General features: G+C 67.3%; 25 protein-coding genes. 14 read left to right on the forward strand and 11 right to left on the reverse strand.

Translation table 11 applies throughout. From position 1 onward, the window contains the following. Positions 1-27: 27 nt before the first annotated feature. Positions 28-795 carry a GAF and ANTAR domain-containing protein gene (locus tag EV137_RS11580; RefSeq protein WP_134128411.1) on the reverse strand — a complete coding sequence of 256 codons (768 nt, stop codon included), beginning with the start codon at positions 793-795 and terminating at the stop codon, positions 28-30. Between the two features lie 138 nt (positions 796-933). After that, positions 934-1,761 carry a GRP family sugar transporter gene (locus EV137_RS11585; protein ID WP_134128413.1) on the reverse strand — a complete coding sequence of 276 codons (828 nt, stop codon included), beginning with the start codon at positions 1,759-1,761 and terminating at the stop codon, positions 934-936. Positions 1,762-1,968: 207 nt separating this feature from the next. Between EV137_RS11585 and EV137_RS11590 the strand changes: the two genes are divergently transcribed. Further along, positions 1,969-2,355, forward strand: coding sequence for an SRPBCC domain-containing protein (locus tag EV137_RS11590; protein ID WP_166679835.1), 387 nt, complete (start codon positions 1,969-1,971; stop codon positions 2,353-2,355). On the opposite strand, the gene EV137_RS11595 is transcribed toward EV137_RS11590, so the two are convergent. Then, entirely contained in the window at positions 2,352-2,531 is a 180-nt protein-coding gene (locus EV137_RS11595; protein ID WP_134000941.1) for a hypothetical protein, read from the reverse strand. The two genes, EV137_RS11590 and EV137_RS11595, sit on opposite strands and share 4 nt — an antisense overlap. A gap of 122 nt (positions 2,532-2,653) precedes the next feature. Here EV137_RS11595 and EV137_RS11600 point away from each other — a divergent pair, with 122 nt between their 5' ends. The 5 genes from EV137_RS11600 to EV137_RS11620 all read left to right on the forward strand — a co-directional run bounded on the left by EV137_RS11600 (position 2,654) and on the right by EV137_RS11620 (position 6,458). Further along, positions 2,654-3,640 (forward strand): NAD-dependent epimerase/dehydratase family protein, encoded by a 987-nt coding sequence (locus EV137_RS11600; RefSeq protein WP_134000943.1) that lies wholly within the window; start codon positions 2,654-2,656, stop codon positions 3,638-3,640. A 45-nt stretch (positions 3,641-3,685) separates the two neighbouring features. Beyond that, entirely contained in the window at positions 3,686-4,066 is a 381-nt protein-coding gene (locus EV137_RS11605; RefSeq protein WP_134128415.1) for a RidA family protein, read from the forward strand. Positions 4,067-4,166: 100 nt separating this feature from the next. Beyond that, positions 4,167-4,934, forward strand: coding sequence for an SDR family NAD(P)-dependent oxidoreductase (locus EV137_RS11610; RefSeq protein WP_134000947.1), 768 nt, complete (start codon positions 4,167-4,169; stop codon positions 4,932-4,934). Beyond that, positions 4,934-5,944: a Gfo/Idh/MocA family protein gene (locus tag EV137_RS11615; RefSeq protein ID WP_134128417.1), complete on the forward strand. Its 1,011-nt coding sequence runs from the start codon at positions 4,934-4,936 to the stop codon at positions 5,942-5,944. Before EV137_RS11610 ends, EV137_RS11615 begins: the two co-directional genes overlap by 1 nt. Before the next feature lie 79 nt (positions 5,945-6,023). Next, positions 6,024-6,458, forward strand: a complete 435-nt coding sequence (locus EV137_RS11620) for a P-loop nucleotide/nucleoside kinase family protein (protein WP_134128419.1) — start codon at positions 6,024-6,026, stop codon at positions 6,456-6,458. Here EV137_RS11620 and EV137_RS41985 read toward each other — a convergent pair. Further along, complete coding sequence (locus EV137_RS41985) at positions 6,382-6,714, reverse strand: sensor histidine kinase (RefSeq protein ID WP_134128421.1); 333 nt, start codon at positions 6,712-6,714, stop codon at positions 6,382-6,384. The genes EV137_RS11620 and EV137_RS41985 overlap by 77 nt on opposite strands. Before the next feature lie 263 nt (positions 6,715-6,977). Here EV137_RS41985 and EV137_RS11630 point away from each other — a divergent pair, with 263 nt between their 5' ends. The 3 genes from EV137_RS11630 to EV137_RS11640 are packed head-to-tail and all read left to right on the forward strand — an operon-like array spanning position 6,978 to position 9,295. Further along, entirely contained in the window at positions 6,978-7,838 is an 861-nt protein-coding gene (locus EV137_RS11630; protein WP_134128423.1) for a fumarylacetoacetate hydrolase family protein, read from the forward strand. Further along, positions 7,835-8,590: an SDR family NAD(P)-dependent oxidoreductase gene (locus tag EV137_RS11635; RefSeq protein WP_134128425.1), complete on the forward strand. Its 756-nt coding sequence runs from the start codon at positions 7,835-7,837 to the stop codon at positions 8,588-8,590. The genes EV137_RS11630 and EV137_RS11635 overlap by 4 nt, the downstream gene beginning before the upstream one ends. A gap of 12 nt (positions 8,591-8,602) precedes the next feature. Further along, entirely contained in the window at positions 8,603-9,295 is a 693-nt protein-coding gene (locus EV137_RS11640; protein ID WP_134128427.1) for a FadR/GntR family transcriptional regulator, read from the forward strand. Between the two features lie 125 nt (positions 9,296-9,420). On the opposite strand, the gene EV137_RS11645 is transcribed toward EV137_RS11640, so the two are convergent. The 5 genes from EV137_RS11645 to EV137_RS11665 all read right to left on the reverse strand — a co-directional run bounded on the left by EV137_RS11645 (position 9,421) and on the right by EV137_RS11665 (position 16,996). After that, entirely contained in the window at positions 9,421-10,860 is a 1,440-nt protein-coding gene (locus EV137_RS11645; RefSeq protein ID WP_202870896.1) for an alpha-L-fucosidase, read from the reverse strand. 61 nt (positions 10,861-10,921) lie between these two features. Beyond that, on the reverse strand, positions 10,922-12,610 hold the full coding sequence (locus tag EV137_RS11650) for a type 2 periplasmic-binding domain-containing protein (RefSeq protein ID WP_238175236.1): 1,689 nt from the start codon (positions 12,608-12,610) through the stop codon (positions 10,922-10,924). A gap of 51 nt (positions 12,611-12,661) precedes the next feature. Next, positions 12,662-13,612, reverse strand: a complete 951-nt coding sequence (locus EV137_RS11655; protein ID WP_134000965.1) for a carbohydrate ABC transporter permease — start codon at positions 13,610-13,612, stop codon at positions 12,662-12,664. After that, positions 13,609-14,601, reverse strand: a complete 993-nt coding sequence (locus EV137_RS11660; RefSeq protein WP_134000967.1) for an ABC transporter permease — start codon at positions 14,599-14,601, stop codon at positions 13,609-13,611. Before EV137_RS11660 ends, EV137_RS11655 begins: the two co-directional genes overlap by 4 nt. A 25-nt stretch (positions 14,602-14,626) precedes the next feature. Beyond that, a complete protein-coding gene (locus tag EV137_RS11665; RefSeq protein ID WP_166679836.1) occupies positions 14,627-16,996 on the reverse strand; it encodes a glycoside hydrolase family 95 protein in 2,370 nt (789 codons plus the stop codon). A 137-nt stretch (positions 16,997-17,133) separates the two neighbouring features. Here EV137_RS11665 and EV137_RS11670 point away from each other — a divergent pair, with 137 nt between their 5' ends. From EV137_RS11670 to EV137_RS11685, 4 genes are read left to right on the forward strand one after another with little or no spacing between them, the layout of a single operon-like run. Next, a complete protein-coding gene (locus EV137_RS11670) occupies positions 17,134-18,459 on the forward strand; it encodes an L-fuconate dehydratase (protein WP_134128435.1) in 1,326 nt (441 codons plus the stop codon). Next, entirely contained in the window at positions 18,446-19,186 is a 741-nt protein-coding gene (locus EV137_RS11675) for a FadR/GntR family transcriptional regulator (protein ID WP_134000973.1), read from the forward strand. Before EV137_RS11670 ends, EV137_RS11675 begins: the two co-directional genes overlap by 14 nt. Positions 19,187-19,192: 6 nt before the next feature. Continuing rightward, entirely contained in the window at positions 19,193-21,214 is a 2,022-nt protein-coding gene (locus EV137_RS11680) for a glycoside hydrolase family 36 protein (RefSeq protein WP_134128437.1), read from the forward strand. 10 nt (positions 21,215-21,224) lie between these two features. Further along, positions 21,225-22,169 (forward strand): glycoside hydrolase family 43 protein, encoded by a 945-nt coding sequence (locus EV137_RS11685; protein ID WP_134128439.1) that lies wholly within the window; start codon positions 21,225-21,227, stop codon positions 22,167-22,169. Here the strand turns inward: EV137_RS11685 and EV137_RS11690 are convergent, their stop codons facing one another. Then, positions 22,170-22,493, reverse strand: a complete 324-nt coding sequence (locus tag EV137_RS11690; RefSeq protein ID WP_134000979.1) for a plasmid stabilization protein — start codon at positions 22,491-22,493, stop codon at positions 22,170-22,172. It abuts the gene before it with no gap. 78 nt (positions 22,494-22,571) lie between these two features. After that, positions 22,572-25,958: a glycoside hydrolase family 84 protein gene (locus EV137_RS11695; protein WP_134128441.1), complete on the reverse strand. Its 3,387-nt coding sequence runs from the start codon at positions 25,956-25,958 to the stop codon at positions 22,572-22,574. 95 nt (positions 25,959-26,053) lie between these two features. Here EV137_RS11695 and EV137_RS11700 point away from each other — a divergent pair, with 95 nt between their 5' ends. Continuing rightward, positions 26,054-26,917: an RNA polymerase sigma-70 factor gene (locus EV137_RS11700; protein ID WP_202870897.1), complete on the forward strand. Its 864-nt coding sequence runs from the start codon at positions 26,054-26,056 to the stop codon at positions 26,915-26,917. The last annotated feature ends 44 nt before the right edge of the window (positions 26,918-26,961 follow it).

The raw sequence follows: 26,961 nt of genomic DNA on the forward strand, positions 1-26,961 counted from the left end.
GCGAGCAGGCACGAAACGGGCCGAACGTCAGGTCCGGGGCAGCTTGCGGGTGTCGATGAGTTGCTGGGCCACGTCGCGCAGTTTGGTGTTGGTGTCCTGGGAGTAGCGCTTGAGGATCGCGAACGCGCGGTCGCCGTCGAGGCCGTACCGTTCCATCAGGATCCCCATCGCCTGGCCGACCAGCTTCCGCGCGTCGACCGCCTGCGCCATCGTCTGCTCGTGCCTGGCAGTGGCGACCGCGACCGATGCGTGTCTGGCGAGGATGTGGGCGATCGCCTCGTCGTCCGGACCGAAGGCGTCCGGCTCCGGGGAGTACAACCCGAGCACGCCGAACGACCGCGAACTGGCGGCGCCGACGGCCAAGGGCACATCCAGCACACTGCGGACCCCGAGACGAGCCACCTCCGCGGCCCACACCGGCCACCGGGCATCCACCGCGGTGTCGCGGACCAGTACCACCCTCTGGTGACGCAACGACTCGATCAACGGGCCGGTCCCGTCATCGATCTGCAGATTGAAGATCTCGGCGACGACGGGATCCGTCACGGCCGGGATCTCCGGCCGCCGGCCCCGGGTGTGGAGCGCCACCCCGGAATAGGTGCAGGCCAACGCCTGCAGAGCGAACTGCACGACCGCATCAACGGTTTCCTCGACACCACCGGCGCTGTGCAAGTCGACCGCCAGTCGCGCAAAGATGTCGGCCGTCTCGTCAACCAGCTCGGCCAGCCGCAGCCGGCTCTCGGATGCCGGCTCGTGAGCGCCGAACTCCAGAGCGTCATTTTCGATCTCGCTCATGCTGTGTCAACGCCGCTAACGGCCATGGGTCCTCCTGGACAGCCCAAGTGAAGCATCCGGCTGCTGACTGCCCAACAGTCGCCAAGGCAGAGCTTGCCACCATCCCGAACTTCGCACCAGTCCCGATCGTGCCGGTGACTACAACGAAACGAGTACGACGGTGGCTGTCGCGCAGACCAGGCCCAGGACCTGGGGACGTGTCAGACGTTCGCGAAGGACCGTGATGCCCAGGAGCACGGGCACGGCGGGGTACAGCGACGTCAGCACGACCGCCACGGACAGCGCCTGTTCGCGGCTCGCAAGAAAGAACGCCGCGATGGCCGACGTACCCAGAAGACCCGAGGCAACGGTGAGTGCGGCGGTGCGGCGGTTCATCCGGAGGTGGACCGGCCGGGCCGCCAGCGGCGCGACCGTGAGCATGGCAACGAGCCGGTTCAGCGCCAGTGGCCACAGGCCGGCGCCGGCGTCGGCGCGCGCGAGAGCGACGTACTGCAACGCGAATCCTGCCCCGGACAGAAGCGCCCACCCGGCGCCGGTGGAATGCGCACCGCGGGTCCGGTGGCTGCCGGCCATCAGCCAGATCGCGGGTGCGGCGATCGCGAAGCCGCACCACGCGGTCCACCCGATCTGATCGTGCAGCAAGAACACGCCGATGATCACCGGCACGGCGACCCCGGCAACGTCGCTCAGCGGTACGACGAGACTCAGCCGGCCGATCCTCATAGCCTGGAAGAGGCACACTGCGCCCAGCCCGGTACCGATCCCTGACAGCGCTCCCCACCCGAGATCCGCGCCTGTGACATGGGGATGGGAGACGACGAGAGCGAGGGCCGTGACCAGCACGCATCCGACGAGCTGCCCCACGAACACCACGACCGGACTGCGCACTCGGCGGGCAGCCAGTCCCGCCGCGAAGTCCGACAATCCGAAGCACAGTGCCGACGCCAGCGCCAACGCGATACCCACCGGCTCGATCCTCCACTTCGGCGTGCGGCTTCGAATGGGGATCGGGTGCCCAACGAGTCGGTTTTCTACTCAGCAGAACCGTGATTGCGAAAGCCGGTCAAGGGGCACTGGCCCGGTATGGCTCGTACAACAGAGACGCGAGCGACGCGCACCGATCGGGCGCCGCAGTTGAGGTATGTACGGACGTTCGGTTGTGATGCGGACCGCTTGTGGAGGCTCATTACCAGGGCGGAGCATCTCAGTAGCTGGCTCGGGCCGACCGTACTGAGCGACACGCAGTACGGCGGGTTCATGGTCGCGACACAGGCGCGGGCCGAACAGACCGGGATCGTGACGGCCTGCGAACCTCCGCACTACTTCCGGGCAGCTTTCGACGATCCGCCGCACCCCACCAGCACCGTCTTGGTGGACGTCGTCCCAGGGCACGACGAAACGCACCTGATCCTGACCCACGGCGGCATCCGCCACAGCCTGCTGGCCCAGTTCGACACTCTGTGGATGGGTGCCCTCGACCGCCTCCGGCAGGTGGTGGAGGGAAGGGCCCCGGCTACCGCTCCCCGGTACCTCCCGAAGTCGGCGGGCGGAGCAGGCTAGCTCATCCCGCCCGGCCTCGGAAGCTGCTCGTCGGGGTCTTCGTCCGGCTGCGGCTCGGGGTCCGGGTACGGCGTGGTGTCCGGATCGGTGTCAGGGTCGGTCCGGCCCGGGAAGGACCGGTCCGGGTCCGTCGGATCGGGCAGCGGCGGCACAGGCGGTACAGGCGTCGTACTCATGATGACCTCCGAACAGAGGAACGGGAATCGCCCTCCCGGTTCCCGTCTCACGCCCCGTCCATTCCCTGGACGTCAGGTTCGCTCATGCGATGATCGCGCTACGACCTCGAGGAGTTGTCTGGATGACTGGCGTGCGTGTGCTCTTTCTCGGCGGGACGGGAATCATCAGTTCGGCTTGCTCGTGGCAAGCAGTTGAGGCGGGTCTCGACCTCACGGTCGTCAACCGCGGCAAGACCTCGACTCGCCCGCTTCCTCCGGAGGCGCGAGTGCTCACCGCCGACGTCGACGACGCATCGGCCTTCGCCGAAGTGGCCGGCCAGGACTTCGATGTCGTGGTCGACTGGTTGGCGTTCACACCTGATCAGGTGCGCGCCCGGACCGACGCTCTGCGCGGACGGGTCGGCCAGTACGTCTTCATCAGCTCCGCATCGGCGTACCAGACACCACCGGCCCGGCTGCCGATCACCGAGTCGACGCCTTTGCGCAACCCGTTCTGGCAGTACTCACGCAACAAGATCGCCTGCGAAGACCTCCTCACCGCGCTGTACCGCGACGAGGGCTATCCGGTCACGATCGTGCGGCCCTCGCACACCTACGACCGGACCCTCGTCCCGTTCGACGGCGGCTGGACGATCGTCGAACGCATGCGCCGCGGTCAGCCCGTCGTGGTCCACGGTGACGGCAGCTCCCTGTGGACCCTGACCCACCACCGGGACTTCGCGCGCGGCCTGGTTCCGCTGCTCGGCCACCCCCGCACCCTCGGCGAGGCCTTCCAGATCACCTCCGACGACGTCCTCACCTGGGACCAGATCGCTCAGACGCTGGCCAGTGCGGCCGGCACGTCCGCGCAGATCGTCCACGTTCCGTCGGACGCCATCGCCGCGGCACATCCAGCGTGGGGCGCCGGTCTCCTCGGCGACAAGACCCACTCAGCCGTCTTCGACAACACCAAACTCCGCCGCGTCGTCCCGGACTTCGTCGCCACCATCCCGTTCGAATCCGGTGCCCGCGAGATCATCAGCTGGTACGACGAAGACCCGGCCCGCCGCCGCATCGACCCCAGCATCGACGAGGCCATGAACACCCTGATAACCCGCTACACAAGCTGACCGACCAACCTGGCGGACGGAATGTGAGAACAGGGAGGAACCCTCATGGCCCGGCAGATCATCACGACCGCGAACGCTCCGACTTCGCCGCTCTACAGCCAAGGGGTCAAGGCCGGACCTCACGTGATCGTCTCGGGCACCGCCGGTATCGACCCGAGCACCGGCAGCCTCGTCGAGAGCACCATCCAAGCTCAGACACGGCAGGCACTGACGAACTGCGAGGCGATCCTTCGCGCCGCCGGCGCCACCCTGGACGACGTCATCGAGGTCGGCGTGCTGCTCACAAACCCCACCGACTTCACCGGCCTGAACGAGGAATACGCGCGCTGGTTCCCGTCCGATCCGCCGACGCGATACGTCGCCAAACTCGGCGCCGACCTACCCGGCCTACTCGTCTCGATCCGAATGACAGCCTTCATCGGATAACCCCCGTCCCGGTCGATGAACAGCAGCGACGAAAGCTCCCCACGTGTCATCCTCGAGCCACGGCACGCCGGCTGACGGAGCACCCGAGCGAAAGGACGCCATGAACGCCATGCAGAAGTTCTCCCTCGAGGGCAAGGTGGCTCTGGTTACCGGTGGCAGCCGGGGGCTTGGACGGGCGATGGCCGAGGCGCTCGGTGACGCGGGGGCGGCGGTGGCGGTGACGGCGCGCACGCTCGCCGCGGCCGAAGCCGCCGCGGACGAACTGCGCGAGCTCGGAATTCGCGCGTACGGCGTCCAGCTCGAGGTGTCCGATGTGGAGGACGTCGAACGTGCGGTCGAGCAGGTCAGCACCGAGTTCGGCGAGATCGACGTGTTGCTCAACAACGCCGGCATCGGTGTCGCCGGCCGGGCCTTCGAGACGCCCGACGAAGCCTGGCACGAGGTGTTCTCCGTCAACGTCGACGGTGTCTGGTACTGCAGTCGTGCGGTCGGACGCCGGATGGCGCAGCGGGGCGGAGGCACGATCGTGAACGTCGGTTCGATGTCGGCCGAGATCGTCAACCAGCCCCGCTGGCAGGCGTCGTACCTGTCGTCCAAGGCCGCGGTCCATCAACTGACCAAGGCCTTGGCGGCCGAGTGGGCGCCGCACGGGATCCGCGTGAACGCGATGGCACCGGGGTACTTCCTCACGGAGATGTCGCCGGTCGACCAGCCGGAGTTCAAGCAGTGGTGTGTCGATCCCGCCGCCATGAAGCGCTACGGGCTGCCGCCGGAACTGGGGCCGGTGGCGATCTTCCTCGCGAGCGAGGCGTCCAGCTTCATGACCGGCTCTGTCGTCAAGGTCGACGGCGGCTTCACACTGTTCTGATGGTCACCATAGGCATTGTCGGCGCCGGGCTCCGCGGGAGGCTGTTCGCCGAGGCTCTCGAGGGACAGCCGGACGTCACCGTCGTCGGGCTCGCAGAGCCCTCGGCCAAGGTGGCCGAGGAGGCCAGGGCCGCCACGGGTCTACCTGTCACCGGGTCGCATCCCGAGTTGCTCGAGGCATTCGATCCGGACGCCGTGATCGTGGCGACACCCGACTTCGCCCACCGCCAGGTCGCCGTCGACCTGGCCGAAGCCGGTAAGCACCTGCTGATCGAGAAGCCGGTCGCCACCACCCTGGACGATGCCCGCGCCATTGCCGTCGCGGTCCACCGCGCGGGCGTTCGATGCCTCGTCGGGTTCGAGAACCGCTGGAACCCGCATGTCGTGCAAGCCAAGGCCGCGATGGGGAGCGTTGGTGAACCGATCACGGCATCAGCCACCCTGAGCAACTCCTTCTTCGTGCCGACCACGATGCTGTCGTGGGCTGCGCAGTCATCACCGGCGTGGTTCCTGATGCCCCACACCGTCGACCTTGTTCTGTGGCTTACGGGCCGGAGGCCCGCATCGGTCAGCGCGGTCGGATCTCGTGGTGTCCTGGCGAAGCGCGGCGTCGACACGTGGGACGTCGTCCATGCTTTGGTCACCTTCGACGACGGATCGACGGCGACCCTCTCATCGGCGTGGACGCTCCCGGACGCCGGTGACGGCATCGTCGACTTCCGGTTCCAGGTGATCGGCACCGAGGGGTCGGTGACCGCGGATCTGTCGCATCAGGGCCTCACCGTGGTGAGCGACAAGTATCGGTCGGCGTGGCCGGTCTCCGGCCGGATCGGGCGATCACAGGTCGGCCCTGCGGTGTGGATGGTGCAGGACTTCGCGGCCGGGCTCGTCGACGGCGGCGACCTCGGACCCGACATCGACCACGGCGTACTCGTCACCCAGATCATCTGCGCGATCGAGGACTCGATCACCACCGGCCAGACCGTGCACCTGACCGTCCCGGCTGACTAGGACGCCCTGGATAGACTTGATTTATATGATCTTCTGGGTGGGTGGGCCTGCTGGGGCGGGCAAGTCGACGGTCAGTCGGTTGCTGGCGGGGAAGTACGGATTTGTCTGGTACAGCGTGGATGCGCATGCCTCCGATCATGAAGCGCGGGCGGCTGCGGCGGGACTTCATGTGTTGGGGAGCGGGCCGGGGGACTTCGATCGTCGGCCGATGATTGTCGAGGACATCCAGGCGTTGCCGGTGGGGACATCGGTTGTTGTCGAGGGCGCCTTTGTCACTCCCGCGATGGCTGGGGTTGCCGAGAACGCGGTGTGGCTGATGCCTTCGAAGGACGAACAGCTCGCACGGCTGGAAGGCAGGAATCCAGGCGGCGATCACAGCGGTCTGGTCTGGGGTTGGGAGCTGGTCCGAAGTCAGCTCGGAGGGACCGACGCGCGCGTCATCGTGGTCGATGGTCAGACAGTCGAGCAGACCCTGAAGGCAGTCGAGCAGAGATTCGGTGCTCTGCTGGCCTGAGCTGAGCGTTCCGAGGGAAGCGGAGCGTGATGTCCAGGCCGCCGGTCGGACGGGCCGTGATGGAGATGTCGCCGTCGTGGGCACCGTCGCCACGGACGAAAGGTTCGAGCAGTCGGTGCGCCTGCTCCGGGGTGACCACGGCTCCGCTGTTGCCGATGCGCAGTACCGCTTGGCCGTTCTCCCGTCCGGTGGTGATGTCGATCCGGCCGCCTGGACGGTTGTAGGCGATCGCATTGTCGACCAGGTTGCCGACCATGCGTTCGATCGGCCCCCGAGACCTACGGCAGCAAGCCACCGTCGGCGACCGGCGGTCGTCCGCCCATCCTCGGCGGCGCCCCTGACACGCTGTACCGCTGCGGCCAGCGGTGAGACTACGTGCGGCGAGGGATCACGTCTGCTCCCCAGCGTTCTGAACTGTGGACAGCACGCTAGACATCATATGTTTCACCTGGCAATGTGAAGCAGAACCGCCACGAAGCCACTCAGACGCGGTGAAAGATACGATCTGGAGGTAGTGCGATGAAGTTCGCCCGCTTGGGTCCTCTCGGTACGGAAGCGCCGGTCGTCGTCACCGAGGACGGCGTCCGCAGCCTCGCCGGACTCACCGCGGATCTCGACGCCGGGTTCTGGGAGTCCGACGGGCCGGCCCGCGTCGCGGCCGCACTGGCCGCCGATGAACTGCCGCTCCTCGAGAACGCCGGCGACCTGCGGATCGGTGCACCGATCGCCCGGCCGGGCGCGATCGTCTGCATCGGCATGAACTACGCCGCGCACGCCGCCGAGTCGGGCGCCGAGCCGCCGACGTCGCCGGTCATCTTCTTCAAGGCGCCGAACACGTTGGCCGGCCCGAACGACCCCGTCACGATCCCCAAGGGCAGCACGAAAACGGACTGGGAGGTCGAGCTCGGAGTAGTGATCGGCAAGCGCGCGTCGTACCTCGACTCCCCCGCGGACAGCCTGGAGCATGTGGCCGGTTTCGTGGTGGCCAACGATCTGTCCGAGCGTGCCTTCCAGATCGAGCAGTCCGGCGGCCAGTGGAGCAAGGGCAAGATCGCGGCCGGCTTCAGCCCGGTCGGTCCCTGGCTGGTCACCCCCGACGAGATCGAGCACCAGAAGCTCAGTCTGCGCAGCTTCGTCAACGGCGAGCCGCGGCAGGACTCCAGCACCGCTGACCAGATCTTCGACGTCGCGACGGTCATCCACCACCTGAGCCAGTACATGGTGCTCGACCCGGGCGATCTGATCATGACGGGAACGCCGGAGGGCGTGGCGCTGTCGGGCCGGTTCCCGTACCTGCGTCCCGGCGACGTCGTCGAGGTCGAGATCGACGGTCTCGGCCGGCAGCGCCAGGAGTACGTCGCGTTCGAGGCCGCCGAATGAGCCTCGAGTTCGACGGCCTGGTCGCGATCGTCACCGGAGGGGGGTCGGGTATCGGCGCGGCCGTCGCCCGCGAACTCACCACACGAGGTGCACGCGTCGCGGCATTCGACCTCGAACCCGCCGGTGTCCCGCAGGGCGTGCTCGGTATCAAGGCCGACGTGACGGATGACGCGAGTGTGCGTACGGCGGTTCAGCAGGTCGCCGACACGTTCGGGCGGATCGACGTGGTGGTCAACAACGCGGGCATCGGCGCGCAGGGCACGATCGAGGACAACCCGGACGACCAGTGGCACCGGGTCTTCGACGTCAACGTGATGGGCGCGGTCCGGGTCAGCCGGGCCGCTCTCGCGTACCTGCGTCAGTCGCCGGCCGCCGCGATCGTCAACGTCGCCTCGGTCGCCGCGACCACCGGCATCCCCCAGCGAGCGCTCTACTCCACAACGAAAGGCGCGGTGCAGTCGCTGACGCTGGCGATGGCCGCCGACCATCTCCGCGAAGGTATCCGGGTCAACTGCGTGAACCCCGGTACGGCGGCAACTCCCTGGGTGCAGCGCCTCCTCGACGCGGCGCCCGATCCCGTCGCCGAGCGGGCCGCCCTCGACGCCCGTCAGCCGCACGGGCGACTGGTGTCCGCCGAGGAGGTCGCGCTCGCCGTCGTCTACCTGGCCGGACCTTCCTCCGGCTCGACGGCGGGTACTGCGCTCGCTGTCGACGGCGGCATGGCTACGCTGCGCCTACGCCCGAAGGACTGAGAAGGGAGCGGGATGGCGCTGACCGATGTCGCGATCGAGAAGATCAAGACGATGATTCTCGACGGCCGCCTCAAGCCGGGCGACAAGCTGCCCCGCGAGGCGGATCTCGCCGACCAGCTCGGCATCTCGCGGAGCCCGTTGCGCGAGGCGGTCAGTGTGCTGTCGATGCTGCGGATCCTTGACGTACGACGGGGCGACGGGACCTATGTCACGAGCCTGACGCCGGACCTGCTCCTGGAGACGATGAGCTTCATCATCGATTTCCATCAGGACTCGGGCATCCTCGACCTGTTCGAGGTACGCCGTGCTCTCGAGCCGATGGCCGCCGAGAAGGCCGCGCTCCTGATGAGCGCCGACGACGTGGCCGAGCTGCTCGCGCTGACCGAGGCTGTCGACATCGACAGCCCGGTCGGCGACATGGTCGCGAACGACCTCGAGTTCCACCACCGAATCGCGACGGCAGCAGGCAATCCGGTGCTGTGCTCGCTGGTCGACAGCGTCGCCGGACGCACTCACCAAGCCCGGACCTGGCGAGCGGTCACCCAGGAGGACGCCTTCGAGCAGACGAAGCGCGAGCATCGCGCGATCGCCCTCGCGATCGGCGACCGGCAGCCCAGCGTCGCCGCCGCATTGTCGCTGTCGCACGTCGCCGGCATCGAGAACTGGATCCGCCGCAACCTGACCCTGGCCCCTACGACCGTGTGAACCGAGACCGGCGTCGGTGGTCAGTACGACGATCGGCACCGAGGTCTGGCCGGACCCGACCGCCCCGTTGACATCACCGATCGGTCTGCCCCAGTCGGGCACCGTGGTGAGGGTGCGCATCTGGGTCACTCGGTGTGTACGTCGATGGCTAGGCAGTGTGCGACGTTGACCGGTCGTGTTTCGGGGAGCCGGACCACCAGGATGCCGTGGGCCTGCTCGAAGGGGACGGGGCCGTGGCCGAGCAGGCGGACCGCGGCGACGGACTCGTGCCCTGCGAAGCTGCGGATCACCGCGCGTCCATCGGTCGGCCACGCCATCTGGAATGCGTAGACGGTGTCGTCTCGGCGGGTGAAACGGAAGTCGGAGCTCGTCCAGTTCACGCGGTCTTCGGTGAACCCGTCGATGACCACGCTCGCCGGCCCCTCGCCGAACACCCGGAACGGTCTGGTGCCGTAGATGCCTTCGCCGCAGGTCTGGGTCCAGGAACCGAGGTCGTCGAGCAGTTGCGAACACTCGAGGTCGACGGTGCCGTCGGGCTGTTGCGGCACGTTCAGCAGGAGGTTGCCGTTCTTCGAGACGATGTCGACCAGCATCTCGATCACGTGGCCGGCGGTCTTGTACACGTCGCGGACGTTGTAGAACCAGTCGCCGACCGAGGTATCGGTCTGCCACGGCAACGGATGGATGGCCGGGGTCTGACTGCGCTCGATGTCCATCACACCGACGGCACTCACCTCGGGCCGGCGATCCTTCTGCTGATAGACGGCACGGTTCGTCCCATGGAGTCGCACGCTCGTGTTGTACAACCGGGAGACCGCCTCGAGACCGGGCGTGTAACCGACCTCGCCGAACGGCAGGGGCCCGTCGGAGTACAGCAGGTCGGGCTGGTACCGGTCGATCATCTCGGTCACCGCGTCGAGCCAGTAACGGTGCCACTGCGGGTCGTTGCAGTACCAGGGGTCCGGGACCTCGACGTCCGAGAGATACCGGCTGTTGTCGAGGTAGAAATCGCGGTTGGCCGGATCTGTTCCGTCGTACGGGACGCCGGCGAACGGACCGTGCTTGTCGCTGCCCTTGTTGACCGCCATCCAACTGAAGGCGGCGCCGAGGTGCTCGGTGATCCCGAACGGGATTCCGCGCTCGTCGGCGGCCGCCTTCCACAGTCCGACGATGTCCTTGCCCGGCCCGACCTTCACCGAGTTCCAGTGATTGAGGCTGGACTCGTAGTTGAAGAAGTTGTCGTGGTGCACGGCCTGCGCGACGAAGTACCGCGCGCCGGCCGCGACGAACCGCTCCATCAGGCCGTCCGGATCGAACCGCTCCGCCTTCCACTGCCGTACGACGTCCTTGTAGCCGACCGTCGACGGGTGCCCGTAGGTGCGGAGGTGGTAGCGGTACTGATCGGTGTCCTGGCGATACATGTGCCGCGCGTACCAGTCGCCGTACCGCGGCACCGACTGCGGCCCCCAGTGCGACCAGATGCCGAACTTCGCGTCCCGGAACCAGTCCGGGCACTCGAACGTGGTCAGGGACTCGAACGACGGCTCGAAGGGGCCGACAGCCACGGTTTGACTCCTCATCAGTGCTGGGGACCGGCCGGCCTTCCGGCCGGTCCCGAGGGGTGGGCTACTTGTTGGGGACCTTGTCGTACGCCGTTTGCTGGATCTCCAGGTACCGCTTCAGGCCGAGGCCGTCGAGACCCTTGACGTAGCTGTCCCAGTCGGTGTCGATGTTCTTCGAACCGGTCACGAACTGGAGCGCGTTCTGTTGAATGTAGTTCTCGATGTTGGTCTGCAGCGTCGCGACCTCGTTGGCCAGCGTCGGATCGATCCACACCTTCCAGAACGGGTAGATCTGGGCCTTGTCCTCGTGACCGGCGTACAGCTTGGTGGCATCGAACAGCTTGCGTTCGTACCCCGCCTGCGAGTGGGTGTCGGTGTCGATGACCTCGGAGTTGCGGTACTTCGCGGTGTTGTTGTACTGCGCCAGCGGACCCCAGCCGCTGTTCCGCGGTTTCGACCCGGGCTTCAGGGGAATCTGCTTGAAGCTCGGCTTCAGCGACTTGTCGAGCGCCACATCGCCGGGACCGGGCTTGGTCCAGGCCTTGCCCTCCATGCCGAACTGTCCGTTGTTCTGTCCCTCATCGGTGAAGATGTAGTCGAGCATCTTGATCGCCTGGATCTGCTTCTCCGGTGTGGCCTTCGACGTCAGGACGAACGTGGCGCCGGGAATGCTCGGGAAGACGTAGCTGGCGTAATTCGCGCCACTCGGACCGGTCAGCGGCGGTACCGCGTCGTACTGCTGGTCCCGCCCGTCCGCCGAACCGACGGTGACGAAGATGCCCGAATGCATGACGGTGCCCGCGCCGAGGATGACCGAGCCGCCGTGGTTGCCCTGCTGCTGCATCGCGTCCGGGTTCTGCGTGAAGGCACCTTTGTCGATCAGGCCTTCTTTGTAGAGCGAGTTGATGTACCGCAGGCCTTCGCGCCAGCCGTCCTTGTTCGCCTGGACGTCGACCTTGCCGTTGTTGAGAACCAGTGTGGCGTTGTTGCCGCCGCTGTTGTTCTGCCCTTGCGGGTCATAGATGAAGGCGTTCATGAAGTACGGGATGAGGTTGTCGCGGACGTTCGCGCTGAGCGCGATCTCGTCGGCCTTGCCGTTGCCGTTCGGGTCCTGGGTCTTGAACGCCTGGAGCACCTTCCGCAGGTCCTCGGTGGTCTTCGGCTGCTCGAGGCCCAGCTTCTTCAGCCACGCCGAGTTCATCCACAGCTTGTCCGGGTACGAACAGTGGAAGCAGTCGACCCACTGCGGCATCCCGTAGATCTTGCCGTCCGGCGCGGTCGCCATCGCCTTCCACTCGGGCGTGGAGTCCAGCGCCTTCTTGATGTTCGGCGCGTACTGGTCGATCAGCTGGTTCAGCGGTACGACGACACCCTGGTTGCCGAGCTTGAGCAGCTCCGCCGTGGTGAACTGGTCGACCCAGGGGATCAGCAGGTACAGATCGGGGTAGTCGCCGCTGGCCAGCGAGATCTGCCGTTTCTCCTTCGACGGACCGCCGTCGAACGTCGTGGTCTGCCACTTGATGGTGACGTTGAACTTCTGCTTCATCAGCTTGGTGAAGTCGTTCGTGGCCAGGTTCGTGTCGGCCGACTGCGGCGCGAAGACGTTCAGCGTGACGTCGGGATTTCCGGTGATCGTCGGCAACGGCTTGTTCGCCGAGTCGTCGTCCGATTTGCTGCCGGAGCAGGCCACGAGGGCGAGTGCCAGGAGGCTGGTGCCGACGATCGCGGCACGCCTCCGCGTACTGGGTTTCACAGACATTACGTCCCTCACAGGGGTTGGGGTGATACGGAGGTGGTACCGGGATCAGCCCTTGACGGCGCCGATCAGGATTCCCTTGGTGAAATAGCGGGCGACGAACGGGTAGATGAGCAGCACCGGCACGCTGGCGACGACGATCAGCGAGTACTTGAGCAGATCGGCGAGTTCCTGGCGCTGGATCACGATGGAGGCGTCGACCGCCCCGCCTCCGGTGGTGTTCAGGATCAGGATGTTGCGCAGCACGAGTTGCAGCGGGAACAGGTCCGGGTTCTTCAGGTAGATCAGGGCGTCGAAGTACGAGTTCCACTGCATGATCGCGTACATCAGCGCGATCACCGCGATCATTGGCTTGGCCAACGGGATCACCACCGACCACAGGAACCTGAGGTCACCGCAGCCGTCCAGCTGGGAGGCCTCGACCAGTTCCTCGGGGATCGCCGTACGGAAATAGGTGCGGGCGATGATGACCTGCCAGACACCGATCGCCTGCGGGATGATCAGCGCCCACCGGGTGTCCAGCAGGCCGGCCGACTGCACCACCAGGTACGTCGGGATGAGCCCGCCGGTGAACAGCATCGTGAACAGGATCAGCGTCATCACGACATTGCGGCCGACGAGCGTACGGCGCGACAGCGGGTACGCGATCGCGACCGTCATGGTGACGCTGACGATCGTGCCGACCACCGTGTAGAACAACGAGTTCAGGTACCCCTGGACGATCTGCGGATTCTCGAACACCGCGTGGTACCCGCGCAGCGAGAAGTCCACCGGCCAGAACAGCACTCGCCCCGACGACACCGCCGCGGGACTGCTGAACGAGCTGGCCACGATGTAGAGCAGCGGCAGCAGCACCACCAGGAAGAACACTGCCAGCAGCAGGTACACGCAGAACAAGAAGATGCGGTCCGTGCGCGGCTCGTGGATCCGGCGTGCGCGTGCCGCCTGACGCTCGCCCCTCTTGCTCGGCACCGTTCTGGCTTCAGTCTGGACGCTCATGACCACAATCCGTTCCCGGTGATCCGTTTGGCGATCGTGTTGACCATCAGCAGCAGGACCAGGTTGATCACCGAGTTGAACAGCCCCACCGCGGTCGCCCCGCTGAAGTCGGCGTTCAGCAGACCGGTCTTGTAGACGTACGTCGCGATGATCTCCGACTCGCTCAGGTTGAGCGGGTTCTGCAGCAGGAACGCCTTCTCGAACCCGATCGCCATGATGTTGCCGACGGCAAGAACGAGGATGATCACCGCGGTCGGCATGATGCCCGGCAGGTCCACGTGCCGGATCCGCTGCAACCGGGTGGCGCCGTCGATCTTGGCCGACTCGTGCAGCGCCGGGTCGATCCCGGACAGCGCGGCCAGGTAGATCACCGCGGAGTACCCGGTGGTCTGCCACACGTCCGACCACACGTAGATGTGGCGGAAGTAGTCGGGGTTCCCGAGGAAGTCCACGGACGGTACGCCGAAGAACCCGATCGCGTCGTTGACGAGGCCGAGCCGCGGTGACAGCACCAGGATCGTCATCGACACGACCACCACCGTCGAGATGAAGTACGGCGCGTACGTCACCAGCTGAACGGTCCGCTTGAACAGGCCGGTGCGGATCTCGTTCAGCGCCAGGGCGAGGATGATCGCGATCGGGAAGCTGGCCGCGACCGTGTAGACCGAGAGCAGGAAGGTGTTCTTCACCAGGGTCCAGAACACCGGGTTGTGGAAGAACAGTTCGAAGTTCTGCCAACCCACCCAGGGACTTCCCCAGATGCCCTTGATCACGTTGAAGCTCTTGAACGCCAGGACCGCGTTCGACATCGGGATGTACTTGAAGACGGCGAACCAGATCAGCGGCACGACCATCAACAGGTACATCGTCCAGTGCCGCCGCAGGCTGCGCCGGAACCCCTTGATTCCCGGGCGCTCCCGTCGGCGTCGCCTCTTCGGCCGGTTCGGCAGCTCACCCGCGGGCGGCCGGACAGTTGTCAGCGTTGCCATGGAACCTCCTCGTCCAGGTGGGCGATCATGTCGAGCTCACCCGGTGACCGATTCCGGCGGTCAATCGGACCGGTACCCGCACGTCGCCACGGCAGACGACCCGCTCCTGGTCCCGGTCGGCGGTCAGGACGGCCTCGACGCGCTGCGGCGTCCACGCGATGTCGACGACGACTCCGCCGCGGGCTCTGAGGCCGGTCACTCGGCCGCTGCTCCACGCGGCCGGAAGGGCCGGCAACAACTCGATGTGACCGGTGTGGCTCTGCAGGAGCATCTCGGCGATCCCCGCCGTCGCACCGAAGTTGCCGTCGATCTGGAACGGCGGGTGCGCACAGAACAGGTTCGGATAGACCCCTGCGCCGCTCCCGGGGCGTCCGCCGGCGGTGTCGTCCGCCGGCCGGAGGAACGCCCGGACCAGGCGGTGCGCGGCGGCCGCATCACGCAGACGCGCGCGCAGGCAGATCTTCCAGGCGAGCGACCATCCGGTCGCCTCGTCCCCGCGCAGGTCCAGGGATCGCGCGGCCGCCGCGGCGAGGATCGGCGTACCGTCAGGCGTGATCGCGTCACCCGGATACAGGCCGATCAGATGGGACATGTGCCGGTGGTGCGGATCTTCCTCCGGCAGGTCCGCGGCCCACTCCTGCAGCTGCCCTTGCGCGCCGATGGATGGTTCCGGCAGGCGTTTGCGGGCCGTCGACAGCTCTTCGACGATCGGGTCCACGACGTCCAGCAGACGAGCCGCCCGCTCCACCCGGTCGAACAAGTCCGAGATCAGGGCGAGGTCCATCGTCGACGACACGGTGACCGACGCTGGTTGCCCGTCGGCTGCGAGATAGTCGTTCTCCGGTGACGTCGAAGGCGCCGTACCGAGACTGCCGTCGGGCAGCTCGACGAGCCAGTCGAGGCAGAACTCCGCCGCTCCGCGCAATGCCTGCCAGGACCGACCGAGAAACTCCAGATCACCCGTGAACTCGTAGTGGTCCCACAGATGACGGACCAGCCAGGCACCTGCCATCGGCCAGTTCGACCACCGCGGATCGCCCTCGACCGGGAAGGTCCAGGCCCACGCGTCCGCGTTGTGATGCGCGGTCCAGCCTCCGCATCCGTAACGCTCACGGGCGGTGCTGCGTCCGGCCAGGGCGAGGTTATCGATAAACCGCAGCAGCGGCTCGTGGCACTCGGACAGGTTGGCGGTCTCCGCCGGCCAATAGTTCATCTCGGTGTTGATGTTCACCGTGAAGTTCGAACTCCACGGCGGGCGCAGGATCTCGTTCCAGATCCCCTGCAGGTTCGTCGGCAGCCCGCCCGGCCGTGAGCTCGCGATCATCAGGTAGCGGCCGTAGTTGAAGACCAGCGCGGCCAGCGCGGGATCGTCGGTGCCTCTCGCCACCCGCTGGTCGGTCGGCAGCACGGACTCCTGCGCGAGCCCGGTCAGTTCCAGCGACGAACGACGGAACAGTCGCCGGTGATCTCGCTGATGATCGTTGAGCAGTACGGCGTAGTCGCGGTCGAGCGCCGCGAGCACGGTCTGGTCGGCGGCGGCCCAGCACTCGTCAGCCGTCCGGGTCGGAGTCGTCGACGGCCCGTCGTACCCCGTCGCGGTGGAGAGGACGAGGATGATCTCGGTCGCATCGTCGACGACGAGTTCGGACGCGGTCGTCCGGAGTTCGCCGTCAGTCGTGGCCCGTAGCGCGATCGCAGCGGCCATGCCGCGATCCGCACCGTCGGAGTACCGGATGGGCTGCGGCACGTCTCGATGCGGTGGAGCGACATCGGCCGGCGCCTGGAGGAACAGGCCGAGCCCGCCCTGCACCGCCTGCGGTCGCGACTGCAACTTCGATGTCAACCGGCACGTGAGCGCCAACTGCGGCTCAGAAGCCGTCAACCGTACGACGAGTACGCCGTCGGGCGCGCTGACGAACGCCTCCTGCCGAATGCTCACGCCGCCCGCGTCGTACTGCGTGATTGCCACCGCGGCGTCGAGATCGAGCGTCCGGCTGTACTGCGTGACGTTGCCCGCGACCGGTGCGGAGCCGCCGACGCGGACCTCGAGCAGTAGATCACCGAGTGGCAGGTACGCCTGCGAGTAGCCGGAATGAAAACCACCGGCCAATTCGTGCGCGCGGCGGATGTCGCCTGCCCACAACGCTTCGCGCACCGCATCTACGGCGTCCGCTCCGGTCGCTCCGAGCGGAGTCGACAGCAGACGCGCGGTCTCCGGGCCTCCCGACCACAGCGTCTCGTCGTTCAGTCCGATGCGATCGCTTCCGGCACCGCCGAAACACATCGCGCCGATCCGGCCGTTACCGAGCGGCAACGCCTCCAGCCAGGTCGCCGCCGGCCGGTCGTAGAACAGCGTGTGGACGCTGGACCGGTCTGAGCTCACCAGGTCGCTCATCGAACAGCCTTCCATCGAGAAGACGAGGATTAATCCCATGAATTTCCCGGATCGTAGCGCCGACGCTCCGCGTGGTCCATACTGAACGCCATCAAAGATGGAGAAAAGTCCCATCTATTTGACCAGTGAGGGTCGCCATGCCACGCATCACCTCGGTGGAGGTTGTCGATGTCCGCTTCCCGACGTCGCTCACCCGCGACGGGTCGGACGCGATGAACAAGGACGGTGACTATTCGGCGGCGTACGTCGTTCTGCACACCGACGACCCGTCGTTGTCCGGGTACGGCTTCACGTTCACGATCGGGCGCGGCAACGACCTCTGCGCCGCCGCGGCGGTACAGCGCGCCGAGCCGTTGGCGGGGCGTGACGTCGACGTCCTCTGCGACGACCTCGGTGCGGTCTACCGGGAGCTCCAGTCGGACTCCCAGCTGCGATGGCTGGGACCGGACAAGGGTGTGGTCCACCTTGCGCTGGCCGCGGTGATGAACGCTCTGTGGGACCTGGCCGCCCGCCGGGCCGGCGTACCGCTGTGGCGGCTGCTGTCCGGAATGTCACCCGAAGAGCTCGTCCGGGCGGCCGACCTGCGGTACTTGAGCGACGTACTGACGCCGGAGCAGGCCATCGCACTGCTTTCCCGGCAAGAACCGGGCCGGAAGCAACGGATCGAGGAGCTGGAGGCGTCCGGCTATCCCTGCTACACCACGTCGGCCGGCTGGCTCGGGTACTCCGATGCCAAGCTCCGCAGGCTCTGCGAGGAAGCCGTTGCCGCCGGCTACAAACACGTCAAGCTCAAGGTCGGCGCCAACCTCGAGGACGACATCCGGCGCTGCCGCATCGCCCGGGAGGTGATCGGTCCGGACGGAAACCTGATGATCGACGCGAACCAGGTCTGGGACGTGCCCGAGGCGATCGAGTGGGTGAAGGCGCTGGCCGAGTTCGAGCCGCTCTGGATCGAGGAGCCGACCAGTCCGGACGACATCCTCGGCCACGCGGCGATCCGCAAGGCAGTGGCTCCGATCGGGGTCGCCTCCGGAGAGCACGGCATGAACCGGGTGCTGTTCAAGCAGATGTTCCAGGCCGGTGCGCTCGATTACTGCCAGCTCGACGCGGCCCGCCTCGGCAGCGTCAACGAAGTACTCGCGGTCTACCTGCTCGCTGCCTGGTTCGACGTGCCGGTCTGCCCGCACGCCGGCGGCGTGGGCCTGTGCGAACTCGTCCAGCACCTCGCGATCTTCGACTACGTGGCCGTTTCCGGCAGTCTCGATCGCCGCGTCACCGAGTACGTCGACCACCTGCACGAACACTTCGTGGATCCGTGCCTCGTCCGCAACGGGGCGTACGTACTGCCGGACGCGCCCGGTTACAGTGCCGAGATGCACAGGGAGTCGCTCGAGACCTACAGATTTCCGGATGGCAACTACTGGGCGTCACACGCGGCCGGGGGCAGCCATGAGCCAGAGTAAGTCCACTCTGCAGCCCCGCGTCGCCGGTCCGTCACAGACCGATGTGGTGGTCCAGAGCATCCGGCAGATGATCATCGACGGCAGGCTGCGGCCGGGTGATCGGCTGCCGATCGAGAAAGACCTCGCCGCGGCGCTCGGCGTCTCCAGGAATCCGCTGCGCGAAGGCGTTCGGGCGCTGTCGATCATGGGCGTCCTCGAGACCCGGCAGGGCGACGGCACCTACGTCACCAAGCTCGATCCGTCCATGCTGCTCGCCCCGATGGGCTTCGTCGTGGACCTGCACCACGGCACCGGCACCCAGCATCTGCATGTCGTACGGCGCATCCTGGAGACGGAGGCCGCCGCGCTCGCGGCACACGACATCGCCATCGACAAACTCGAGACCGCGGGGGAGTTGCTGCGCCGCAACGAGGCCGAGCTCGCGCTGCCGGATCCTGATCACGAGACCCTCATCGAGAACGACATCGCGTTCCATCGCATCATCGCGGAGGCGGCCGGCAACCCGGTGCTGACCGCACTCATCGACGCCCTCGGCGGTCGCACGATGCGGGACCGGCTGACCCGATCCATCGCCGAGCCCGGCGCCGACGAGACCGCGCACCGCGAGCACCTCTTGATCCTCGCCGCCCTCAGCAGCCACGACCCCGATCGCGCGCGGACGCGGATGGCCGCACACCTGTTCACCGTCGAGGACTATCTCCTCGAGCACCGCCCGACGAGGATCTGAGGTCTTGTGAACAACCTGCTGCACTGGAGTACGCCGGAACTGGCACTGACGTTCGCCCTCGACGAAGGTCCCGTCCGGCTGGTCGCTGTCCGCGAGGCCTCGCAGCCGAAGGGCGGCGAGCCTGATCCGAGCCAGCCGTTGGTGGAGGTCTCCGCCGTGGGGCACGGTCATTCCAGCAACCGTCATGCAGGCACGCTCCTCGGGCGGCAGTTGCGGTACGTCCGGCACGACGAGACTTCGACCACGCTGCGCATCGTCCAGGAGGAGCCGGCCACGGGCCTCCGCGTCACCAGCGTCTTCGAAGCGCGAGCCGGCGTACGCACCTGGACCGAGGCCTCGATCAGCGGATCTGGCTCTTTGGAGCTCACCTTCCTGTCGTCCCTCACGGTCGGCCTCGAGTCGATCGACGCCGAGCTGTACTCGGCCGCCAACAGCTGGATGGCCGAGAACCGGTGGTCGAAGCGGGCGGTCCGCGAGGTGCTGGCCGACATCGCCCGCGACCCGCACCACCACGTCGCCAAGAGCCGCTACGCGGTGACCAGCACGAACTCGTGGTCCTCCGGAGAAGCGCTGCCCATTGGCGTTCTGGTCGACCGAAGTACGCCGTACGCGCTCGGTTGGCAGATCGAGCACAACGGTCCATGGCACTACGAGGTCGGCGAGACCGAACGCGGCGGCTACCTGCTGCTGAGCGGACCGACCGATCACGAGCACCAGTGGAGCGTGGAGGTCGCCGCCGGCAAGCCGTTCACGACGGTGCCGGTTTCACTCGTTGCCGGGACCGACGTCGACAGCGTGTTCGCGGCGCTCACGCGTCAGCGCCGCGCGATCCGGAACCGGCGCCCGATCGACGACCGGATGCCGGTGATCTTCAACGACTACATGAACACGTTGCTGGGCGACCCGACGACCGGGAAGCTGCTGCCGCTGATCGACTCCGCGGCCGAGGTCGGCGCGGACTACTTCTGCATCGACGCCGGCTGGTACGCCGAAGGCGACTGGTGGAACACCGTCGGCGCCTGGCAGCCCTCGACCAGCCGTTTCCCGAACGGGCTCGGCGAGGTGATCGACCGGATCCGTCAGCGCGGCATGGTGCCCGGCCTCTGGCTCGAGCCCGAGGTGATCGGCGTCAACTCACCGATCGCCGGCGAACTCCCCGACGACGCGTTCCTCACCCGCCACGGCCGGCGCATCGCCGAGAACGGCCGCTACCTGCTCGACCTGCGGAGCCCGGCCGCCCGCAAGCACCTCGACACGACCGTCGACCGGCTCGTCGACGAGTTCGGCGTCGGCTTCTTCAAGTTCGACAACAACACGATGACCGGGCCCGGCACCGACAAGGACGGGACGTCGCTGGGACAGGGCCTGCTCGAACACAACAGGGCGCTGCTCGACTGGCTGGACGGTCTGCACGAACGCCATCCGGACCTGCTGATCGAGAACTGCGGCTCCGGCGCGATGCGGATGGACTACGCGATGCTGTCCCGCCTGCATCTGCAGTCGACCTCGGACCAGGAACATCCGTTGCTCTACGCACCGATCTCCGCGGCCGCCCCTGCCGCCGTGCTGCCGGAGCAGGCCGGCAACTGGGCGTACCCGATCACCGGCACCACCCGCGAGGAGTTCACCCTCGCACTCGTCAACGGCATCCCCGGCCGGCTCTATCTCTCGGGTCACCTCAACCGGATGACGCCGGCCGAGCTGGACCTCGTCCGGTCCGCGCTCACCGCCCATCGTGCCGTACTCGAGGATCTGGACACGCTCGTGCCCGCCTGGCCGCTGGGTCTGCCGGTATGGACCGACGAGTGGATCGCCCTCGCACTCAACGGTCCCGAGGTCTCCTACCTCACCCTCTGGCACCGCGCCCCCGGTCCGTCCACCATCACCCTCCCGCTACCGCGCTCGACGATCACGCCGCACTTCCCCACCGACGTCGGGGACTGGACCTACGCCTGGACCGACGACGCGCTGGTCATCACCGCCAACTCCCCCGAACCCGCCGCCCGGGTCCTCCGCCTGGAAAGTTGAACTCCCCTCCATGACATCCCACTACGCGGGCTACCTGTACGCACATTTCAAGCGCGAGTCCGTCCACGGTGAGCAGATCTACTTCGCCTTGAGCGACGGCAACGACCCGCTGCACTTCAACGACCTCAATGGTGGCGAACCGGTCCTGCGCTCCACCCTGGGTGAAGGCGGCGTCCGCGATCCGCACATCGTCCGATCTCCGGAAGGCGACCGGTTCTACCTGGTCGCCACCGACCTGCGCCTCTACTCCAGCCGCGACTGGGACCGTCACCAGCGCCAAGGCAGCCGCTCGATCATGGTCTGGGAGTCAGCGGATCTCGTGAACTGGGGACCGGGCCGGCTGGTCGAGGTCGCACCGCCCGAGGCCGGGAACACCTGGGCCCCGGAGGCGGTCTGGGACCCCGAACAGCAGGCGTACGTCGTGCACTGGTCCTCCACGCTCTACGACAACGCCGCCCACGAGGGTGAGAGCTACAACCGCATCATGTACGCGACCACGCGCGACTTCCGCGACTTCTCCGAGCCGCGCGTCTGGATCGACCGGGGATGGCACACGATCGATGCCACGGTGATCGGCCACGACGGCGTGTACTACCGCTTCCTGAAGGACGAACGCAGCCGCACCGGCGACGCGCCGCTCGGCAAGTCGATCTTCTCCGAGACCTCGACGTCACTGATGGCCGCGGAGTGGAAGCCGCTGGCCGAAGGCATCGGCCTGGGCACGGTCGGCCAAGGCGAGGGCCCGCTGGTGTACAAGTCGAACACCGAGAACAAGTGGTATCTCTGGATCGACGAATTCACCGCGGAGCACCGGTACGTCCCCTTCGAGACGACCGACCTCGCCGGCGGCGAATGGATGCCCTCGAAGGACTACCGGCTGCCGAAAGACCCTTGCCACGGCGTCGTACTTCCGGTGACCGCCGAAGAATACGAGCGCCTCGAGCGGCGGTACTGACTAGCGGCCGACGGCCTTCGCGAGCTGGGCCTTCGTCATGGTCGAGCGGCCCTTGATGTTCTTCTGCTTGGCCTCGTTGTAGAGCTGTTCCTTCGTACGGCCCTTCGAACCGCTGTGCGAACGCAGGCCGCCGCGGCGTCCGGACGAGATGTCATGGGTGGAGGAACGGCTCGACTCCTTCGCCTCGCCGGCCCGGGCGCGCTCCTTGTTCACGGTCCGCGCCGCGATCTCCTCGGCGACGTCCTCGCTCCGGCCACGCTTCTCCAGGCCTTCCTTGATGTGCTCGTACTGCCGTTCCCGCTTCCGATTCGATCCTGCAGGCATGTCCGTCACTCCTTCCATCACCCCTCCCGGTACCCCGACCTCCCAGCCACAACCAAGCCGTGGACAGTTCGTTCGAGGTCACGTTGCCGGGTAGGCCTCGAGCTCGTAGAGGGAGTAGCCGTACTTCGTGGCGCGGTGGATACCCTGGACGCGGACATAGCGCGCGGTGGCGTCGAGCCAGAGCGTGTCGGTTCCGCCGTCGCCGTCGGTCACCTCAGTCGCGGTCGTCCAGGTGCTCCCGTCGTCCGAGACCTGCACCTGGTACGCCGAGCCGTACGCCGCCTCCCACCGCAGCACCAGCTTGCCGAGGCGCGTCGACGTACCGAGGTCGACCTGGAGCCACGAAGCGTCGTCGTATCCGGACGCCCAGCGCGTGGCGGTGTCTCCGTCGACCGCGAGATCGGCTGTGAACGATGTACCGGGTTCGATGCTTGAGGCAACAGCCGGGCGATCGAGCGCCACGTTGGCGGCACCGGTGCGAGGACGTACGGCGACGCGCAGTACGGCGTCGAAGGTGGTCGCGCCGGAGGTGAAGGTCACCGGAATGTCCACGTCTGCCAGCGCGGCGTCGGCGGGAGGCGTGACCTTGACGGTGATCGACTGGGTGAATCCGCGCTTGATGGTGACCGTCGTACTGGCCGGGTCGACGGTCCATCCGGCCGGCGGGGCGACGCGCAGTGTGCCGGTGACGTCGGCGCCGCGTTCGGCGGAGATGTCGACCACGAAGCTCGACGCCGTACCGCGGACCACGTCGGTCCGGTCCGCGTCGACGTGTAGACCCGCGAGCGGCGTGTCGCTCCACAGTGGCACGATCTCGGCCACGGCCGGCTTGCCGCTCTTCCACACCAGCCGCACAGCCTCGGCGCGAAGGTCGTTCGCAGGCACCTCGGCGTACGCCGATGACACGGAGCCGATGCGCTGCCACGCTCCCCCGACCTGGACCTCCACGTCCGCCGACCCCACGTTCGAAGACTGCTGGAGAATCGTGAGTCCCGCCAGCTCCCTCGGCGCCGACAGGCCGACGGTCAACGCATCTCCGGCGGCGGGCGCCGCGACCGGCACATAGGCGGTCTCCAGGTTTCCGTCCACCGCACGCTGGTACGACGATCCCGGCGCGGGCGCCGGCGTACCAGAGGCTGTCAGTGTCGTCTTCCGCCCGCCGATCGTCCCCACCGAGAACTCTCGTACCACCACCCAGAAGCCGGTCGCGGACAAGGACCGGTACCGCACATAACGCGCGGTCGTGCCGGCCGGCGCCGTGGCCCGAACCTCGGCCGTGGTCGCACGGGTCAGTTCGGTCCAGCGCGTTCCGTCGAGCGAGTACTCCAGCACGCCCGACTGGATGTAGTCGTTCGGGCTGGACGCCTTACCCATCAGCAGTTCGATCGCGCCGATCGACGCCGGTTCGCCGAGATCGACCCGGACCTCGGAGCCCTGATCGGGAGCGCCGTTGCTCCAGAAGAACGTGTTCGGGTCTCCGTCGACCATCCGCGCCGGCACGTTGTCCTGGTAGGTCCCCAGGTTCGTCGTCGCGGTGCGACCCGGCTGTACGCCGAGCCAGCGGTCGTGGACCCGGGCGGTCTCGGCGATCAGCTCGTCGACGACCCGTTCGCCGATCCGCGGATAGGTACCGCTGTGCGGCAGCCGGCTGTCCCGGATCGCTTTGGCCTCGGTGACGAGGCCGCTCAGCTGCTGCCGTGCGGTCCAGGCCGTCGCTCCGTCGCCGGCGTCCAGTGCCGCGAGCAGATCGAGGGCGCGACCCATCGCCTGTCCCCACAGCTCCGTTGCCTTGAGCCACGATTCCGCCTCGTCCGCGAACGCCGGATCGACAACACCCGACCGGATCGTCGCCGGTGCAGCGGTGATGGCGCTCACCCGCGGCCGCAGTCCGGCGATCGCCTGGGCGCGTTGCCCGGACCGCCACAGCTGCCAGAACTGCTCGACCGCGGCACCGAACACCGGCGCACTCTCCGGATGCAGAGTCCCGTCGTACGTGTTCAGATCCGCGAACACCTGCAAGGCCGCGGCCGTCGCCGGATTGCCGCCGGCCCGCTCGGCCAGCGCGCGGCGCCAGGACGCCTGCTCGTCGTACTTCGCCGGGTTCCAGCCGAGCTCGGCGAAGGAGTACAACGCGATCTTGCTGACCGCCGCCTGGTTCATCGGGTTCGAGATGATGCCGGCGACGTGATCGGCGATCGCGGGCTCCCGGCCGCTGTACGGCGCGAGCAGCAGCCGGCCGGCGGCGTAGTCGTTGACCGGGTAGTTGTCCCAGATCAGGATGTCGTGGCCGAACACGGCCTTCGCCTGAGCCGCCTGAGCCGCCGTGATGGTCCGCGGCACCACCCCGATCCCGGTCCAGTGCACGACCACGTCGGAGTCGAGCAGCTCCCGCAAAGCCTTCTTGTACGGCGTTTCGCTGACGTTGTAGTACTCCGTCGGCACCATCTGCAGCGGCGCGACATCCGCCTTGGTCTCCACCCATTCGCGCTGCACCCGGTTGAGCAGATCGCTCTGCGCCCGGCCCGCGGCGCCTCCGCCCGTGCCGTACTTCGCCTTGTCCGCGTCGCAGTGCCAGGAGTTGTAGTCGATGTCGTCGAGCGGCACGTTGAACGATCGGGCGCCCACGTCGTACAGCGCCTGGAACTTCGCGATCAGGGCCTGGAAGTCGGCGTCCGAGGTGTAGCAGATCGACAGGCCCGGCGAGAGCGCGAAGGTGAAGTCCACCTTGTTCTGGCGCGCGCGGGTGACGAGCTCGGCGAGTTGGGCGAGCTTGTCGGCCGGGTACGGGTCGCGCCACTGCTCCCGGTGGTACGGGTCGTCCTTCGGCGCGTACTCGTAGGTGTTCATGCGATGGTCGCCGAGGTAGCTGAGCTCGTCCAGCCGGTCCGCGTGCGACCAGGGCGTGCCGTAGAAGCCCTCGATCGCACCGCGGTAGCGCATCGTCGGCCAGTCCCGGATCGCGACGCCGGGCATCCAGTCGCGCCCGGGGCGGGCCTGGATCAGCTGGGCCAGGGACTGCGCCGCGTAGTACGTGCCGTCGGAGTCGACGCCGTCGAGCACCACGTGACCGCGATCGTGGCTGTCACGTCCGGCGGCGAGGACATATCCCTCGGCGGGCAAACCCGTGCTGTCCGGAACGTGCAGGGCGCGGAGCGTCGACGCGTCCCGGCCCAGCCAGATGGTCATCGGCGTACCGGGGTCGCTGCCGTTCGTGGTCCGGATGGTCGTCACGCCGGCGCGGTTCAGTGCCTGGCGTACGACGCGCTCGGCATCCGCATCGGTGCGCGCGGTGCGAACCAGTCCGACAACCGGGGCGAGCGGGAAGCCGTCAGCACGTTGCACGAGTTGCTGCGGCTCGGGTGAGACCGCGGCAACCGCGGGATCGGTCGCGCCGGCGTACTGCGGCAGAAGTGCGAGCGGGGCAATCAGGGCGAACACACAGACAGCAGACCGGAGCAGGCGCATCGAGTCTCCTCGGGCATGGGCGGGTGCAGCCAGTTAGCCAGTGCGCATAAGTGCACGTCAAGTACTCGGCCCAGGCAGATTCAGACATATCTATGATGGATGAAGTGGATCGGTTCACGGAGCATCGGGGGTTGTTGTACGCCGTTGCGTACCGGTTGCTCGGGAGCGTGGCCGATGCGCAGGACGTCGTGCAGGATGCCTGGCTGCGGTGGAGCCGGGTCGATGCCGACTCCGTCGACGACGCCGAGGGCTATCTGGTTCGCGTCACGACGCGGCTGGCGATCGATCGGCTACGGAGCGCCGCAGTACGGCGGGAGTCGTACGTCGGGCCGTGGCTGCCCGAACCCATGCTCACCACCCCCGACACGGCCGATCACGTCGTACGAGCCGACGACGTGTCGACCGCCGTACTGCTCGTGCTGGAAGCCCTCTCGCCCACCGAACGCGCCGTCTTCGTACTGAACGAGGCGTTCGGGTACAGCTACACGGACATCGCCGGCATCCTCGGCCGCCAGGTCGCCGACGTACGTCAGCTCGCACACCGCGCACGCAAGGCTGTCGCGGCCCGCCGCCGTCGCTACGACACCGACCGTACGACGCAGCGCGAGGTCACCGAACGCTTTCTCGCCGCCTGCCTGGACGGCGACGTGGAGACCTTGATGGCGGTCCTCGCGCCGGACGTCACCCTGCTCAGCGACGGCGGCGGACTCACCGGCGCCCCGCGCAAACCCATCTACGGACCGCTGTACGTCGCACGCGCGTTCGTCGTCCTGTACGAACGCCGGCCGGCCGGCACGCAACTGAAACTCGCGGAGCTCAACGGTGCACCCGGCATCGTCATCCAGTCCGACGACGGACCGGTCCTCGCGATCACGCTCCATCTCGTCGACGGCGCCGTACAAGCCCTCCAAGTGGTCAGCAATCCGGCGAAACTCACCGGCCTGTCACATTCCGCGTAGCTGTCTCGTCCGTGAGGCGCCCATCGCCCCACGGATCGGAGACC

It is taken from the genome of Kribbella pratensis, from assembly GCF_004366075.1.
GTDB lineage: Bacteria > Actinomycetota > Actinomycetes > Propionibacteriales > Kribbellaceae > Kribbella > Kribbella pratensis.